This window comes from Candidatus Firestonebacteria bacterium RIFOXYD2_FULL_39_29, from assembly GCA_001778375.1.
In the GTDB taxonomy this organism is placed as follows: Bacteria; Oederibacteriota; D2-FULL-39-29; order D2-FULL-39-29; family D2-FULL-39-29; genus D2-FULL-39-29.
Map to the genome: position 1 here is coordinate 1 of MFGV01000065.1, position 17,012 is coordinate 17,012.

Sequence of the window (17,012 nt, forward strand, 5' to 3'; positions counted from 1 at the left end):
CCCGTATAATTATTAACACGGGTCACAAAAGAATAAAATCCTTGATTTTTCAGTGCAAAAGTTATGGCTTAATTTGCTTGTTGCGGAATCGCTGATGAAATGAAACGTCAATTGAAAAATCCTGTAAAAATATGCTATAATACCTTGTAATTACTTGTATTATGTATGTTTTTGGAGGATTAAATGCTCAGATATATGTGTAAATCCAAAATTCACCGTGCTACTGTTACTGATGCGAATATTAACTACCGCGGAAGCATAACAATAGATGAAAAGCTGATGAAATCAGCGGATATCCTGCCTTTTGAGCGTGTTCAAGTCTTAAATATTTCGAGCGGCGGGCGGCTGGAGACGTATGCAATAAAAGGAAAGAAAGGTGAAATGTGTTTAAACGGCGCAGCGGCAAGACTTGCGCAGATAGGTGATATTATTATCATTATTTCTTACGGTTTGTTCTCAAATGCGGAAGCCAAAAAACTTAAACCAAGAATAATATTTGTTGATAATAAAAATAATCAAGTAAAAGGATAACTTTGTTTAGGATATCTAAGCAAACCTGAATGAATAAAGATAAATTAATAATAAAAGGCGCGAGGGAACATAACCTTAAAAATATCTCCCTGGAATTACCCCGTAACAAACTCATAGTCATTACAGGACTTTCCGGTTCCGGAAAATCCTCTCTTGCTTTTGATACAATATACGCGGAAGGGCAAAGGCGTTACATTGAATCTTTGTCGGCGTATGCCCGTCAGTTCCTCGGTCAAATGGAAAAACCTGATGTGGATTCCATTGAAGGACTGTCCCCGGCTATTGCCATTGAACAGAAGAAGCCAAGTCATAATCCCAGGTCTACCGTCGGGACGGTTACGGAAATATATGATTATTTCCGTCTGCTTTTTGCAAGAATAGGCATTCCCTATTGTCATAAATGCGGTAAAAAAATAGAGCGGCAAAATAGCCAGCAAATAATAGATCAGATCCTGGATTTCGGCGCAGGCGTTAAGATCCAGATATTATCCCCTATGGTGCGGAGCCGTAAGGGCGAGTACGCAAAACTATTCGAGCAGATAAAGAAAGACGGCTATGTAAGGGTCAGGGTTGACGGTAAGATCTATGACCTGGAAGAAAAAATCAATCTGGAAAAAACAAAAAAACACAGTATAGAAGTTGTAATAGACCGGCTGGTGATCGGCGCTGATATTAAAAAACGTCTTGCTAATTCGGTTGAAACAGCCTTAAAGTCCGGTGACGGTACGGTTATTATCCTGAAAAGCGATAAAGAAGAGATACTTTTTTCAGAAAAGTTCGCCTGTGTCGAATGCGGGGTCAGCATGTCTGATCTGGCTCCCAGGATGTTCTCTTTTAACAGTCCTTTCGGAGCTTGTACCGAATGCAGCGGGCTGGGCCATAAACTGGAAATAGACGCAGAACTTATCATACCTGATGAAACCATTAGCCTGGATGCGGGGGCCATTGCACCCTGGAGCAGTCCTACGGCGATGTATTATAAATCTATGCTGCACTCTGTCGCCAAGCATTTTGGGATTAGGACAGACATTCCGTTTTGCAAGCTTAAGAAAGAGCATAAAGATATTATTTTGTACGGTTCGGGAGAATATCATATTAAATTTAACTTTAGCTCGGTCAACATGTCCCACGCTTATACCGGCAAATATGAAGGGGTTATTCCGAATTTAAAACGCAGATACCTGGAAACAGATTCAGAATTTATCCGTAACGATGTAATAGGCCAGTATATGCGCACGATAGAATGTCCTGCATGTAACGGGGCCAGGCTAAAACCGGAGATATTAAGCATCAGGTTAGGCGGAAAAAATATTAACGAACTCACCAGGCTCAGCATAAGCACTTGTGCTGAGTATTTTAAAGAGTTGAAGCTGACTGATAAAGAAAAGAAGATAGCGGAACAGATATTTAAAGAGGTGACCGGCCGGTTAAAGTTCCTTTTCGATGTCGGATTGTCGTACCTTACTCTTGACCGTGCGGCTTCCACTTTGTCCGGAGGCGAAGCGCAAAGAATCCATCTGGCAACACAGATCGGTTCTTCTTTAGTAGGTGTTTTATATATCTTGGATGAGCCCTCAATCGGCCTGCATCAGAAAGATAATGCGAAGCTGCTTCAAACTTTAAAAAAATTGAGAGATCTCGGAAATACCGTGATCGTTGTAGAACATGATGAAGATACCATGAGAGAAGCTGATTATTTGGTGGATCTCGGACCGGGTGCCGGGGAAAACGGCGGGTATATTGTTGCTGCCGGCAAACCGGAAGAGGTTATTAAGAACAAGAATTCAATAACCGGGAGTTATTTGCGCGGTGATATGAAGATCGAAGTACCAAAACACAGGAATATATCCCCGGAAAAGTATATAGAATTAAAAGGTGTAACTACCAACAATCTTAAGAACATAGACGTAAAGTTCCCTGCAGGCTGTATGACCTGCATAACCGGAGTTTCGGGCTCGGGTAAAAGTTCTTTGATCGAAGAGACTCTGTACCCGTCTTTGATACATGAAATATTCTTGACCAGTGTAAAACCCGGCGGATATAAAAAATTCAGCGGTATTGAATTTGTGGACCGGGTAATTAATATTGACCAGACCCCTATAGGCCGGACTCCCCGTTCTAATCCTGCCACTTATACCGGTGTATTTACTTTAATTAGAGATCTTTTTGCGTCCACAATTGAATCCAAGTCCAGAGGGTATCAACCGGGCAGGTTTTCTTTTAATGTAAAGGGCGGCAGATGCGAGGCTTGCGAGGGTGACGGGATAATCAAGATAGAAATGCATTTTCTTCCTGATGTTTATGTCCCGTGTGAGGTTTGTAAAAGCAAAAGATATAACAGGGAAACACTGGAAGTAATGTACAAAGGCAAGACTATATCAGATGTTTTGGAGCTGACGGTTGAAGATGCTCTCAAGTTTTTTGAAAATATCCCTAAAGTAAAAAAAGTCCTTGAAACCTTAAACGATGTTGGGTTAGGATATATTAAGTTAGGTCAATCTGCGACTACTCTTTCAGGCGGAGAGGCTCAAAGGATCAAGCTCTCGGCGGAACTTTCGAAAAGAGCAACAGGAAAAACAATTTATATACTTGATGAACCGACTACAGGGCTTCATTTTGATGATATAAAAAAACTGCTCGAAGTATTATTCAGACTCCGGGATATGGGTAATACTGTAATAGTGATAGAACACAATCTCGATGTAATAAAAACGGCGGATTATATCATTGACCTTGGGCCTGAAGGCGGAGATAAAGGCGGTGAATTGGTTGCGACCGGTTCACCGGAAGACATTGTTAAGTCAAAATCGTCGTATACAGGCTATTTTTTAAAAAAAATACTTAACTAGATGCGCAGACGCGCAGATGCTCGGAGGCGCGGCAAGAATAAAGGAGTAGATTTGGGTAGAGTCTTAAATTTAAAACCTTAATTCTTTGCGAGATCCGGTTGGGCTGTAGGTAGAAGAATAAATGCTTTATAATATAAACTAAATTCAGATGTTTAGTTGCAGGCCTTTGTGCAGATAAGCTCAAAAGCGTTAAATCTTTTAGCTTCTGAGCCTCCGCGCATCCGAGCCTCTGCGCATCTGTAACCGGAGGTTACGAATGAACAGAAAAGAGTTTTTAAAACAGGTTCCCTTATTTACTAATGTGGCTTTGAAAGATCTAAGCAATATCTCCAAAAATATAATAGAAAGGAAATATCCTAAAGGTTCCTACTTGTTTTTTGAGAATGAAGAGGGCAACAGTCTCTATATTGTTGTGTCCGGACTCGTTAAAATATACAAATCTGATCAAACCGGAAGAATTAAAACTTTGGCCTATCTAAAAGAGGGTGACTTTTTTGGAGAAATGGCAATGCTGGATGAACAAAAAAGGTCAGCTTCTGCATCGGTTTTAGAAGAATCTATTGTGCTCATCTTGAACCGCAGTGATTTTCAAAGAGAAATACTTAATAATCCGATTATTGCATTAAGACTTATGCAAGCGCTTTCTTCACGGCTTAGATCTGCGGATAAACAAATAGAAGACCTTACCTTTCGAAATCTTCCGGGTCGTGTTGCCAGTGCACTTATTGATTTGTCAAAAAAACATGGCGAGAAAACTCCGGAAGGTGTCAGAATCAGTTTAAAATTAACTCATCAGGAATTAGCGGAGATGATAGGGACAGCTCGAGAGGTTGTTACATCAATCATTAATGATTTTAGAAAAGCTGATAGTATTACCATTGATCAGAAACATATTACTATTACCAACTTTCAGGAGTTAAAGTCCTGGATAACCTAAGGAAAAAGAATGAATGTAGTAAAAGAATCTGTGCTTTCGCTGAAAAAATATAAGTTTATAACTATTACAACAATATTAATTTTAGCGTTTAATCTTTTGGTGTTGGGTATCTTCGCCATGTTAATGTATAACTTGGATAATTTCTTAAATGAAATCAGAAACAGCGTTGAGATTTCCGTTTATTTGAGAGAAGGAACAAAAAAAGAAGCCGCGGATGAAATAGTTATGAAGATTAAGCTTAGCAAAGGAGTAGATAATGTTGTATTTGTTTCCAGAGATGAAGCGCTAAAGGAGTTTGCGCAAAATGAGGATTTTAAGACGTATCTTGATAGTTTTAAGATAAATCCGCTTCCTGATTCAGTCAGAGTTTTAATAAAAAAAGAGTTTAAAAAAGACCCGTTAAAACTCAAAGAACTTGCAGACTCTTTTAAAACTATTGAAAAAGTTACAGATGTATACTATCAAAGAGAAGAAATAGAAAGATTCTATAGTTTTGCAGAGATAATTAGAAAAATAGTGAGTTGGCTCTCTATAATCCTTGTACTTGGATCGATATTCATTGTATCAAGTACTCTTAGAATAAGTGTATTTGCACGAAAAGAGGACATTAAAAAAATGAAATCTTCAGGGGTTTCACTTTTTGGTATTAAATCAATATTTATGGTTGAATCGATGATTGAAGGAGCCGCAGGCGGTGTTTTAGCCTCTTTACTTCTCCTCAGCGCAGATCGTATTGCCTTTGAGAAGCTAAATATACTCTGGTCAGGGAAATGGCTTTCAGTTAATCCTTTAATTATAATAATAGTTATTTTTTCCGGAATAGCAATGGGTTTCATAAGCTCGCTTCTTTTCCGGATAAAAACCTATACAGAAAAATGAAGACACTGTCTAAATTACTCTTAATTATTACTGCTTTTCTGATATGTAATTGTTTTGCTGAAGATAAGAAATCAGAAGAGAATAGAAAGAAAATTGAAAAGATAAATGCCGAAATTAAAGAGAAGATTAACAGACAGTATAAGCTTTATGAAGAAGAAAAGAATTTGCTGTTTCAGATTCAAAGATTTGATCAGAAAATTGATGAAAAAAAGAAGTCTTTGAAATTGTATAATAGTAAACTGGTTGAAATTGAAACAAATATAAATGCATTAAAAAATCAACTCGGATATTCAAATGCTGAAATGATAAAGCTCGAAGATAGTTTAAAAATCAGAGTACTTCAGGTTTACAGAGAAGGAAAATACAAAAATCTGAAGCTTTTAATGTCGGCTGTAAGTTTAAAGGATTTTATTAAAAAATATAATTACCTTATTATTCTGGCAAAAAAAGATATTGATCTTAGAAATAAGTACTTGAATCAGAAGAATTCTTATAATACTACCCGCAGAAATCTTGAAACAAGGTATGAAAATTATGAAAAACACAAAAAAGAGGCTGCAGGGAAAGAACTTGAAATAGAGGCAGAGAAGGAGCGCAAGAAAAATCTTTTAAAAGATATTTTAACGGAAAAGGTTCTCTATGAACAAGCGGTAAATGAATTGAAGACACAATCATCAAAGCTTGAAGAGCTGGCAAATGAAATTGTAAAAAAGACAAAGTATGAGCTGAAAGTTGATGTTTCAGATATGACGGGAAATATTTTAAATAATAAAGGCAAACTGCCGTATCCGGTAAAAGGTGAATTGATTTCCGGGTTTGGAAAGTATAAACATCCGAAATTTAATGCTTATGTTAATAATAATGGCATAGAAATCGAAGTTAATCCTGATCAGGAAGTAAAAGCTGTGTTTTCAGGGGTCGTTTTATTCGCGGATTGGTTTAAAGGCTATGGGAAAACAATACTGATAGATTGCGGGAATAATGTAATCATTGTTTACGGGCATTTTTCCGAGATTTTTGTTAATATAGGTCAGAAGATTTCAGCAAAACAGGTTTTAGGTAAAATAGGAGAAAGTGGTGCTTCGGAGAAACCTATTTTGTATTTTGAAGTAAGAAGTGAAGGAAAACCGGAAGACCCGTTAAAATGGCTGAAGAAGTAACCGAAAGACGGAAGTCTGAGGTCGGAAGGCAGTTGAGCAAAGCTTTAAATATAAGTCCATAATTCTTTGCGAAATCCGCCTGGGCGGAAGGTGCGGCAAACAAAAGAGGGCTGAGGAAGGAAGACAATAAAATAGTTTTGATTTCTGATTTTGAATTTGATTCTAAGGGGGCTATATGAGGGAAGTAAAAATGAAGACATTTGTATGCATGGTTTTTGCCTTAAGTTTATATGCGGCTAATGACAGGGAAGTTGTTGAGAATTCTTATAAAAAACTACCTGAAGTTATGGAATCTCTTGATTACATAAATAAAACCTATGTTGATGAAGAGAAGATAAAGGGGGATAAGTTGCTTTACGGAGCTATTAAAGGCATGCTTTCTACTTTAGATCCGTATAGCCAGTTCATGGAACCGGAAGAATATAAAGAGATGCGTTCAGAAACTTCCGGAAGCTTTAGCGGCATCGGAGTGGAGATTACGGTTAGAAATGAGATGTTGACAGTAGTTTCTCCTATTGATAAAAGTCCTGCCTGGAAGAAGGGTCTAAGGGCAGGGGATAGAATTCTTAAGGTTGACGGTATTATTACAAAGAATATGACGGTGAATGATGCCGTAAAAAAAATACGTGGACAGAAAGGTACCCCTGTTATTCTTACGATATTACATGAAACTGCGGATAAAAGTGAAGACGTGGAAATAATCAGAGATAGTATTAAAATTGAGAGTGTAAAGTATTACATAAATGATGATAATATAGGATATGTTCGCCTTAGCCAGTTTATTGAAACCTCAGAAGATGATATTGCTAAAGCTATAAATGAGATGGAAAAAAAGAAGGCTAAAGGGATAATATTTGACCTTCGTAATAATCCCGGAGGTCTTTTAAATATATCAGCAAGTATATGTGATAGGTTTCTGTCCGCAGATAAATTAATAGTATATACAATGGGACGTGATAAGAATAATAACAAAAAATATGTGTCAAAAGCAGGAAGTCAATATGCGGAAAGCGTTCCTCTGATTATACTTGTAAACAAAGGAAGTGCTTCAGCTTCCGAAATTGTTACAGGGGCTATGAAAGATAATAAAAGAGCTGTGATTATGGGAACTAAAACATTTGGTAAAGGTTCGGTGCAATCTATATTTTCTTTAAATGACGGATCTGGACTAAGACTTACAACAGCTTATTATTACACACCGGCGGGAATTAAGATTCATGAAAAAGGTATTGAACCGGATATTATTGAAGAGGATTATTTTCCTCCGGATTTTGTATACAAACTCAAATATTATGATCATTTTACGAATTATGCAAAGAAATATGCAAAAGATGCTCCTAAGCTGGACCTCAAAAAGCTCGTTATAGAAGATAAAATAGTTGATGAGTTTGCTCGGGAAGTTAGAGCAAAAGGTTTTGTTCTTTCTGATGCTGATGTAAGCAGTAATAGAGATATAATAAAAAAACAATTAAAAATTGAAGTAGTAAAAGCTGTCGAGGGAGAAGAAGCAGGGGAGAAAGAGGCGGTTGAACAGGATGATGTTGTCAGAAAAGCAGAAGATCTTCTCAAGGCTTATGGGGTATTTAAAACAACTGAAAAGCAATAGTGAGACAAAACTATAATATAAAAACAGATAGAGATCACTAATAGAGGTAACTTATGTATAAAAAGATTTACAAGAAAGTATTTTGTGAATTCTCAGGTGAATTAGCAAAACAAAATTTAACAAATATTTATGATTCCGGTATGCGTGCTGATTACAAGGCGTTTAATGAGACTGCCAAATGGTGTTGCAGTAAGATGAAAGAAATTGGTTTATCTGATATTGAGATTATCAAACATAAAGCTGATGGTGTTTCAAAGCTGGGCATAGCAACTCCCCCTCAAGCCTGGGATGTTCATGATGCTAAATTGGAAATAATATTGCCAAATGGAGCAGTAAAAGTAATAGCCGATTATAAGTTGAATCCGGTTTCAATTGCAATGTACAGTGCGTCTACAAAAGGGATACTTGAAACTGAAATAGTAGATCTTGATAGTATAAAACGGCCGTCAGATATGAGAGGGAAAATAGTATTATCTTCGAAGAAAGGCGGTCAAGTAGCGGATTATGTTATGAGAAATAAGGCAGCAGGTCTTGTCCTGGACATAAGTCTTGAGTCCTGGGGAGCCGGCAGGAGTATGAAAAAAACAGATGCAGTATATTGGGAAAACAACTGCTTTGTTCCGCAGAATAAATACAAAGGATTCGCTTTCGTTATCTCTTCTGCGGAAGGGAATAAACTTAGACAATTATTGAAGAATAATAAAATTAGGACAAGAGCCTTTGTTAAAGCAAGACTATATAAAGGTACAATCGGAACCGTTACCGGTATTATTCCGGGGACGAGAAATAAGGAAGAGGAAGTCTTGGTGGTATCCCGGCTTTATGAGATAGGCGCGATTGATAATGCTTTCGGGTGTGGTGTTACTCTGGAAACAGCCAGAACCTTAATTACTCTTATTGAAAAAGGGAAATTATTGCGTCCAAGAAGAAGCATCAGATTCATTCTTTCTTATGAAGTATTTGGATTATTGTCATTTGTTCAAGCAAAGAAGGGAAAAGCTTCAAAAATTATTGCAGGTTTAAATATTAATATGGCGGGAGAAAATGGGGGTACAGCCGGAGCGTTTATAAGTGTAGGAAAATCCTTGCCTTCAAACCCGTCTTTTGTAAATGACTTCTTGTTTCGGTTAATTAAAGAAACCTCCAAATGGAAGCCATGTTTTTGGAAGGAAGATCTTTATGAGATTTTCGATAATGATTCTTTTATTTCAGAACCTTGTATAAATATACCTACTCCGTATTTAATGCATGAAAAAAATAGGTTCTATCATTCCAATAAAGATACTCCTGATAAAGTGTCCTTCGTGTCATTGAAAAGAACCGGGGTTATTACCGGAACATATCTGTATTTTCTTGCCGGTGCAGGTTTTAAAGAGGCCTGCTGGTTGGGAGATAAAATAATAGTGACAGGCGCAAAAAAAAGAATTCTAAAGGCGTTAAAGAATGTATGTTCTACTTCAGGTGACTTAAAAAAAGAGATTAAAAAAATTGATTATTTGATTGATATTGAGGAACGCGGGCTTCATGATTTAATCTGTTTTGCATCAGGCAACGTCTGGAATAAGCATAGCTTAAGACAATACATTCAGAAGTATTCTTTTGATCTTAGAGATGCTTTTAATAGCAGCTATGAAAATATTATTAAAAAACTTCCGTTAAATGGAAAATCCGTTGCAAATAAACATATATTGGCTGCAATGAATAAACATATTCCGGTAAAAAACTTCCTTGGCCTGCCTTTTAAACGGATTATTTCAGAACAGGAAAAAAAGAAAATTATACGGTTAGAAGCTCTTCTTCACGAAGTTCCGGCTATAGAAGTATTTAATTGGATAGACGGCAAAAAGACGATACTTGAAATATATAATTTGTTGAAACTTAAATATAATTTTAAACCCGAAGAATATTTGAGATGGCATAAGATTGCAGCAAAGTATAAATATATAAAACTTATTAATAATAACCGGATAACAAAAGAAAAATTAGTCAAAGATCTGAGAAATATGCGAATTAACAAAGAAGATGTTATTCTTGTTCACTCTTCGCTGGGAAGTATCGGAACAGTTGAAGGCGGAGCTGATACGGTTATGAATGCCTTAATAGAGAGTGTTTCTTCGAAAGGTCTGGTCATTGTTCCGACCTTAACCTCTACAGATCTTGAAGGACTTTATGCTTTTAACCCTAAAAAAACACCGTCACGCGTTGGTGAGATTACAAATGCTTTGCTGAAAAGAGATGATTCTTTCAGAAGCGAACATCCGACACATTCATTGGGAGCAGTTGGAGCAGGCGCGGAAGAATTAATGAAGGGACATAATAAAAGCACTTTTTCCGTGGATAGTCCTTACGGTAAGTACGTTTACTTGAATCCGAAGATTTTGTTTATTGGTACAGGAATTGGCTGTAATACTACTTTACATGCCGTTGAAGATTGGTTGGATTTGCCTTATTTGACTACTGAAAAAGCTGTCATTGAAAATGCCGACGGAAGAGATAAATTAGTTAAGATAACAAAATGTCCTTCAGGATGCAGGGACTTCTATAAAAAGGATTCAAAGATTCAGAAAGTATTTGAGAAGGAAGGAATAATCAAAAAAGGTAAACTGGGAAATGCGGAAGTAATCCTTATAAGCGCCAGAGATGTTGTCAATACGACTGTAAATGAAATAAAAAAAGGCAATTTAGATGTATTGTTGTGTGATAAAAAAGATTGCAAATTTTGCACAAAAGGCAAGAAGATGTTGAAAAATAATAAAACAAAAATAATGCAAAAAATTGCTGATATTGAAAAGTTAGGTTTGTACCGAAGTATGTAAATATATAATATTTCCATTTAATTGTATTGCTTTTATGTTATTTTTATTTCTCTTGACTAAAACATCTTTTGGGGTATAATAATTAAAAGGTTGATAGTTTTATATTGAGAAATTCAGGATTTGGGAGGTTTTGTATGAAAAAATTGCTCGTTTTGTGTATTGTTTTTTGCAATGTAGTAGTTGCTGCGGATGCAGGAGTAAGTAGTCCCACAGTTGTTTTAGATGTCGGAACAGGCAGTAAAGCAGTTACTTCGGTTAACAATATTGCAGTTGTGGCAGGTCTCGAAATAGAAAATACAGAAGCTGCTTCAGAATTCGGAATAGGGGGTGGAGCTGAATATTTTTCAGGATCTTACGGGTATATTGTTGGTATGTCAAAAAGAATTAATGACAATATTTCGCTGGGAATTGATTTTGGGAGAATAAGCACATCATTAGTTGAAGATCGTAGTTTTGTCTGGTATAACAATTTATCAGATTATAATAATAAATCTAACGGGAATACTGTTGCTAATTTGACACAGATAGATACAATCTCTTTTGGATTTGATTTGTTTGCGGATTTTTATTACTCGGATACGTTATTTATCAGGAGCGGCGGAGGCTTATATTTTCAAACTATTGATACCATTGTTAACAATACTGATCAAGGTTCGTTTGTTAAAAAAAATATAGCAATGCAGTTTGGCGCGGGCGCAGACCTGACTAAATTTTTGTCAGTCTTGGTAGGGTATCACTCTATTCTTGGCATTAATGTACAAGCTTATATCAAGTTTTAGTTAAAAATATAAAAGGTCGGATTATTATTTTCCGACCTTTTATATTTAAATATTGCTTCAACTAAAAATATCATTGTGTTATAATAACTTATTAAATTGGTTATTGTTTCTGGTCTCTGGTTTAGAATTTCGAATTTAGCTTAGAGTATGCTTTTCAGGAGGGTTAGTCTAATTGGTAAGGCAACGGACTTGAAATCCGTCGTCCGAAAGGACATGCAGGTTCGAGTCCTGCACCCTCCGCCAAATTTGACGTACTAGTATTTGGATTGGTCCCATCGATTTGAATCGGAATATTTTTAGAAATCATGAAACACCCCGACTGCTACCAATCCGAACTTTATTTGGGAATCAAAGTTTCCAAGGAGTTATTCTAAATGGAGGAATCAACCAGACTGCATTAAAATGATAGGAGTACTTATGATAAAAAGTAAAGACAGCAAGACGTCAATATTATATAGAATGGTCGTGTCTTTAAAGGGCTCCACTCCTGCAATATGGCGGAGTCTGCTGGTACCTGCGGATTATACACTTGATAAAGTTGCCGTTTGTATTTTGACCGCAATGGGTTGGTCAAATTCGCATCTTCATTCTTTCAGACAGGGTCAAAATGAATATCTTGATACAAGCGAAGATGATTGCATGGATAATGAAGACGTTTGTGAAACACTTGAAGAAAGCAAATATACTCTGAAGGATTTGGTTGACAATAAGGAGAAAATTGAATTTGAATATGATTTCGGTGACTGCTGGATGCATGAAATATTGATTTCAGAGCAGCTTATTGTTCCGGCCGGGAAAAAGACTTCAGTTTGCACCGGTGGAGAATATGCTTGTCCGCCGGATGATTGCGGCGGTATTGACGGTTATTATAGAATGCTTGATATTTTGTCCGACCCGGAGCATGAAGAATTTGAAGAAATGTCAGTATGGCTCGGAGACAAATTTGACATGTTTTCGCTAAACACCTCAAAAATTAATAAGAGCCTGGAAAAATTTAACAAAAATCCGGCTGTCGCGGGGAATGAGTCTTACTGGACCGGAAATATAATATGAAAATGGGGAAACTCCTGTAATAATTGCTTGACTATTTGTCGTGAAAAACATATGATATTCACGACAAGACGGAGGCAGTAAAAATGACGCAAACTATTGAGAACAGCATAGTTAGAAGGATATACAGCAGAAGGCGCGGATGGGTATTCACTGCATCTCATTTTCTTGACCTTGGAAGCCGTACAACTGTGGCAAAAAATTTGGAGAGATTAGCTGATGCGGGGAAAATACGCCGGTTAGTGCGTGGTTTATATGATTACCCGGATAAGCACCTCGCTTTGGGCGATCTTCCGGCGAATTATGAGCGTATTGCGCAAGCATTAGCGGGTCGGGATAATTTGAGAATACAATCATCCGGAGCCTATGCCGCAAACCTTCTTGGCTTGACGGATCAGGTGCCTGCAAAGATTATTTTTCTGACTGATGGTGACAATAGAACAGTACAAATAAATAAACAGCAAATCATCTTGAAAAGAACAACTCCTAAAAATATGGCAACTGCCGGAAAGATAAGCGGTTTGGTTATTCAGGCATTAAAATATCTGGGGAAGGATTATGTGGATGACAAAACGGTAAGCGTTCTTAAAAAACGATTAAGTACAGATGATAAACGCCGGCTTATGCGAGACTTTCGGTATGCACCGGAGTGGGTCAGATCAATATTTAAGAAACTACAGGGATAATTGCCCATGGATAAATTTGTTTCACTTGACGTAAAAGATAAACGTGCTTATTTCGAAGTGGCCGCGGCCAATTTAAACATAATGCCTCAATTCATTGAGAAGGACTTTTGGGTCTGTTGGATTTTGAAAGTTCTTTTTTCATTACCGGAGGTCGGAACACATTTGACCTTTAAGGGAGGAACATCTCTTTCAAAATGCTACAACGTCATAAAACGATTTTCGGAAGACATTGATATTTCCATAGAGAGATCGTTCTTATCCGGTGCCAAAGCAATTGAGCCGGGTAAAGATAAGAGCAATAAAGAAAATCAGAAAAGACTTAAAGAATTGCAAGCTGTATGCAGGACGAAAATTAATGATGTTATTGTCCCCGGCTTAAAACAAGCAATTGCGGCGGCACTACCTGATAAGAAAGAATGGAATATTGTTTTGGATGAGAAAGACCCGGATGGCCAAACGGTTCTATTTACTTTCCCGCATGCTATGATTAGCACGGTGGAAAGCTATGTGAAATCATTCGTTAAGATCGAATTTGGCGCCCGTGCGGATCACTGGCCGGTTGAGACTGCAGCAGTCGTCCCATATATCGTAAATGTTCCAGGAGAACGTGTGGTCAAAGGGGTTTCCGTCCGGGTTTTAGCCGCAGAGAGAACCTTTTGGGAGAAGGCAACAATTCTGCATATGATCTATCATCGTCCGCTTGAAAAGAATGTGCCTCCTCGAATGTCGCGTCATTATTATGATATATATGCAATGACAGATTCTCCGATATATAAGAAAGCCCTGAAACATATTTCATTGCTCAAAGATGTTGCTGACCATAAAACATTATTCTTTAGAGATAATAAAGCGCATTACGAGGAAGCGGCCTCCTCGATTATTACCGCGTGAAGATCAAATGAACACGCTTAAAAACGATTATCGTCAGATGCAGCAGATGTTTTTTGAAGAACCGCCCGCGTTCGACCGGATTATAGAAAAATTGAGGGGTGTAGAGAAAGAGATTAACAGTATTGCCGTATGAATTAGGGTTTTGCAAAGTAGGGACAACTCCCGCTTATTCTGGTGGTTGTGGTGGTAGAATGGATTTAGGATATTTGATTAATGGTGACTCTGTTCTTTGTATTTAAGGGCTCGGCGCACAGTTCGTTGACATATTTTTAAAGCACCGGAAATAGCTTTAGTATCCATGCCCAAGGCATGCAATTCTTTTGCTTTTCTTGAGAGCTTTGCATATAATGGTGTAAATTTGTACGATGGAATCACAATAGAAACCTTAGCTATTGAGGCGGTTCGGGTCGTTCGCAGTCTCGTCCGCCAAAAATTGCAAGCAATTTTTGGCGAGATCTCGCCACTTTGAATCAAAGTGGCGGATCCGCCAAATTTGACGTACCAGTATTTGGATTGGTCTCATCAAACTGAATCGGAATGTTTTCAGAAATCATGAAACACCCCGACTGCGAACAATTCGCACTTTGCTTATCCATGAATGCAAGCCGATGTATATAATATAATAGACAAGTGTCTAATATATTAGAAGTTAAAAAACAAGGCTTCTTCGAGTCGTTCAGGAATCTGTAGCTTTAGGGAATGTGTATTACTGACTGAAGTTTTCTATTTTTAATACATACTTGACAAATTATACTTTGTATAGTAATATCTATCATGGTCTTGATGGTAATTAGGAGAATATATGTTATTTATAGGCAGGGAGATAGAAAATACATGCATTTTACGGCTTAAAACTAACCTAATATTAGCTCTTATTGGTCCCAGACAGGTGGGAAAAACTACTTTATTGAATAGAATCAAAGATAAAGCAGAGGAGCTTGGACTTGCGGAACACGGTACCGATTTCTATTTTTCTATGGATGATGCAGTTATTCGGGCGGGTATTGACAAGGATTTCAGGTATTTGGAGAGGGAAATATCTAATGCTTTAGGAAGGGAACTCAAGAATGAAAAAAGAAGAGTTCTTATTGTTATTGATGAAGTGCAAAAGTCACCGGAAATATTTAATTGGCTCAAGATAGTCTATGATTCCTATCCTAAAACTATTAAGATAATTGTCTCTGGCTCTTCATCTTTGCAGTTGAAAAAGAACTCTGTGGAAAGTCTTGCCGGAAGAATAAATTTTGTTAAAATGTTCCCTCTTAGTCTGCGGGAGCTTATTGCAGAAGAAACTGGGAAAAATCTACCTGAGCCGTTATGGCTATCTTTATCGGAAAAGAATATGGAGAGTATCCTCAGGGAAAGACAGGCTCTGCTTTATGCGGAAAAAGCACGTCTATCAGGACTGCTTGACAGGATTATGATCGAGGGTACATTGCCGGGGATCTATACTTCTACTGATAAAGAAGAAAAAGCAGTAAAACTCCGTAGTCTGGTAAACACCTACCTTGAAAAAGATATCCGCGCGCTGGGAGAAGTCGGCAGTCTGGAAGATTATACAAATCTTTTAAAAACAATCTCCTATGAAGTAGGTTCGACCTTCAACTTAACTTCACTTTCAAAAGATCTGGGTATAGCTTTGAACACCGTAAAAAAATACATTTCCATTCTTAAGGACACATTTGTGCTTAACGCTCTGCCTCCTCTGCTGGGCAGCGACAGGAAGAAATTCGTAAAAAATACTAAATATTATTTCTATGATATTGGAGTGGCTAATTCTCTCGCAAAAAGAAGCGAGCCGGAGCATATAAGAGCCGTTGCGGGGTTTCTTTTTGAGAACCTGCTCCTTAAATCCTTTGAGGCCGAGAATGAAAACAGAAGTACCCCGGGAGAAAAATACTTCTGGAGGGATTACGAAGAAAGGGAGATTGATTTTGTACTTGAAACAAAGCAAGGAGTAAAAATCCCTGTGGAAATATATTCTGGGAGCAGTTTCCCGAAAGAAAAGACAAAAAACTACAGAGCGTTCTTTGAAAAGTTTAAAGAACCGCCCTACGGCTTATTTATTTATAAAGGTGATTTTGCCGTCATAAAGATTGCCGAAAAACCGATTTATATGCTCCCTTGGTGGCTGTGGTGGTAGAATGGATTTAAGATATTTGATTAATGTTTGCTTTGTTTTTTGTATTTAAGAGCTCGGCGTACGGTCCGTTGACATACCTTTAAAGATCTTGATATAGCGGTAGTATCCATGCCCAAGGTATGCAATTCGTTTGCTTTCCTTGAGAGCTTTGCATATAATGGTATAAATTCGTACGCTGGAATCACAATGGAAACCTTGACTATTTGGGCGGTGCGGATCGTTCGCAGTCTCGTCCGCCAAATTATACGTGCCAGATTTGGATCGGTCACATCAATATGAATCTTAAAATTATCAGAAATTATGAAACACCCGATTGCAACCAATTCGCACTTTGTTAGGACACCAATATTATACATCGAGATTTATCAAGAAGCTAAAAAGTTAAATAAAGTAAGGATAAAGAGTATGTTGGAAATAGAAAAAGAGACGTAAGACGGCAGACTTAAACAATCCGGCTGAAAAAAGAGCAAAAAAGGTATTTTTAAGAATTAACCTGTAGAAAAATTCTATCAAGATATTGTCAGAAAAAGCTTCTCAAATAAGAGAAAGAAAGAGAGGAATCAAGCTTTATTTTTGATCTAATCATTACCATCATTGCCATTCAGCGATTCCGCAACTATAATAAATAGCCCTATAAAAACCTGTATATACCCTGAGAAAAACGATTATTACCTGTTTAAGCAAA

General features: G+C 37.3%; 11 protein-coding genes, 1 tRNA gene and 1 pseudogene. All 13 read left to right on the forward strand.

What is annotated here, in order from left to right; translation table 11 throughout:
- Positions 1-183: 183 nt before the first annotated feature.
- On the forward strand, positions 184-531 hold the full coding sequence (locus tag A2536_10560; GenBank protein ID OGF45399.1) for an aspartate 1-decarboxylase: 348 nt from the start codon (positions 184-186) through the stop codon (positions 529-531).
- 29 nt (positions 532-560) lie between these two features.
- A complete protein-coding gene (locus A2536_10565) occupies positions 561-3,380 on the forward strand; it encodes an excinuclease ABC subunit A (GenBank protein OGF45400.1) in 2,820 nt (939 codons plus the stop codon).
- A gap of 256 nt (positions 3,381-3,636) precedes the next feature.
- Entirely contained in the window at positions 3,637-4,317 is a 681-nt protein-coding gene (locus A2536_10570) for a hypothetical protein (GenBank protein ID OGF45401.1), read from the forward strand.
- A 9-nt stretch (positions 4,318-4,326) separates the two neighbouring features.
- Positions 4,327-5,196 carry a hypothetical protein gene (locus tag A2536_10575; protein ID OGF45402.1) on the forward strand — a complete coding sequence of 290 codons (870 nt, stop codon included), beginning with the start codon at positions 4,327-4,329 and terminating at the stop codon, positions 5,194-5,196.
- The gene (locus tag A2536_10580; GenBank protein OGF45403.1) at positions 5,193-6,356 is read left to right on the forward strand and encodes a hypothetical protein; all 1,164 of its coding nucleotides are present in this window, start codon (positions 5,193-5,195) and stop codon (positions 6,354-6,356) included. The genes A2536_10575 and A2536_10580 overlap by 4 nt, the downstream gene beginning before the upstream one ends.
- Positions 6,357-6,531: 175 nt before the next feature.
- Positions 6,532-7,962 carry a hypothetical protein gene (locus tag A2536_10585; protein ID OGF45404.1) on the forward strand — a complete coding sequence of 477 codons (1,431 nt, stop codon included), beginning with the start codon at positions 6,532-6,534 and terminating at the stop codon, positions 7,960-7,962.
- Between the two features lie 53 nt (positions 7,963-8,015).
- Positions 8,016-10,778 carry a hypothetical protein gene (locus A2536_10590; protein ID OGF45405.1) on the forward strand — a complete coding sequence of 921 codons (2,763 nt, stop codon included), beginning with the start codon at positions 8,016-8,018 and terminating at the stop codon, positions 10,776-10,778.
- A gap of 134 nt (positions 10,779-10,912) precedes the next feature.
- Positions 10,913-11,557, forward strand: a complete 645-nt coding sequence (locus A2536_10595) for a hypothetical protein (GenBank protein OGF45406.1) — start codon at positions 10,913-10,915, stop codon at positions 11,555-11,557.
- 157 nt (positions 11,558-11,714) lie between these two features.
- Positions 11,715-11,800: transfer RNA gene (locus A2536_10600), tRNA-Ser, on the forward strand.
- 174 nt (positions 11,801-11,974) lie between these two features.
- On the forward strand, positions 11,975-12,610 hold the full coding sequence (locus A2536_10605; GenBank protein OGF45407.1) for a hypothetical protein: 636 nt from the start codon (positions 11,975-11,977) through the stop codon (positions 12,608-12,610).
- Between the two features lie 83 nt (positions 12,611-12,693).
- Positions 12,694-13,293: a hypothetical protein gene (locus tag A2536_10610; protein ID OGF45408.1), complete on the forward strand. Its 600-nt coding sequence runs from the start codon at positions 12,694-12,696 to the stop codon at positions 13,291-13,293.
- Positions 13,294-13,299: 6 nt separating this feature from the next.
- Positions 13,300-14,317, forward strand: a pseudogene (locus A2536_10615) (hypothetical protein).
- A 669-nt stretch (positions 14,318-14,986) separates the two neighbouring features.
- On the forward strand, positions 14,987-16,327 hold the full coding sequence (locus A2536_10620; GenBank protein OGF45409.1) for a hypothetical protein: 1,341 nt from the start codon (positions 14,987-14,989) through the stop codon (positions 16,325-16,327).
- Positions 16,328-17,012 lie beyond the last annotated feature (685 nt).

Bases quoted from the DNA above. Each gene is read 5' to 3' on its own strand.
- A2536_10575 (OGF45402.1), top strand. From the start codon at position 4,327: ATGAATGTAGTAAAAGAATCTGTGCTTTCGCTGAAAAAATATAAGTTT.
- A2536_10590 (OGF45405.1), top strand. From the start codon at position 8,016: ATGTATAAAAAGATTTACAAGAAAGTATTTTGTGAATTCTCAGGTGAA.
- A2536_10570 (OGF45401.1), top strand. From the start codon at position 3,637: ATGAACAGAAAAGAGTTTTTAAAACAGGTTCCCTTATTTACTAATGTG.
- A2536_10585 (OGF45404.1), top strand. From the start codon at position 6,532: ATGAGGGAAGTAAAAATGAAGACATTTGTATGCATGGTTTTTGCCTTA.
- A2536_10610 (OGF45408.1), top strand. From the start codon at position 12,694: ATGACGCAAACTATTGAGAACAGCATAGTTAGAAGGATATACAGCAGA.
- A2536_10620 (OGF45409.1), top strand. From the start codon at position 14,987: ATGTTATTTATAGGCAGGGAGATAGAAAATACATGCATTTTACGGCTT.
- A2536_10560 (OGF45399.1), top strand. From the start codon at position 184: ATGCTCAGATATATGTGTAAATCCAAAATTCACCGTGCTACTGTTACT.
- A2536_10595 (OGF45406.1), top strand. From the start codon at position 10,913: ATGAAAAAATTGCTCGTTTTGTGTATTGTTTTTTGCAATGTAGTAGTT.
- A2536_10565 (OGF45400.1), top strand. From the start codon at position 561: ATGAATAAAGATAAATTAATAATAAAAGGCGCGAGGGAACATAACCTT.
- A2536_10605 (OGF45407.1), top strand. From the start codon at position 11,975: ATGATAAAAAGTAAAGACAGCAAGACGTCAATATTATATAGAATGGTC.
- A2536_10580 (OGF45403.1), top strand. From the start codon at position 5,193: ATGAAGACACTGTCTAAATTACTCTTAATTATTACTGCTTTTCTGATA.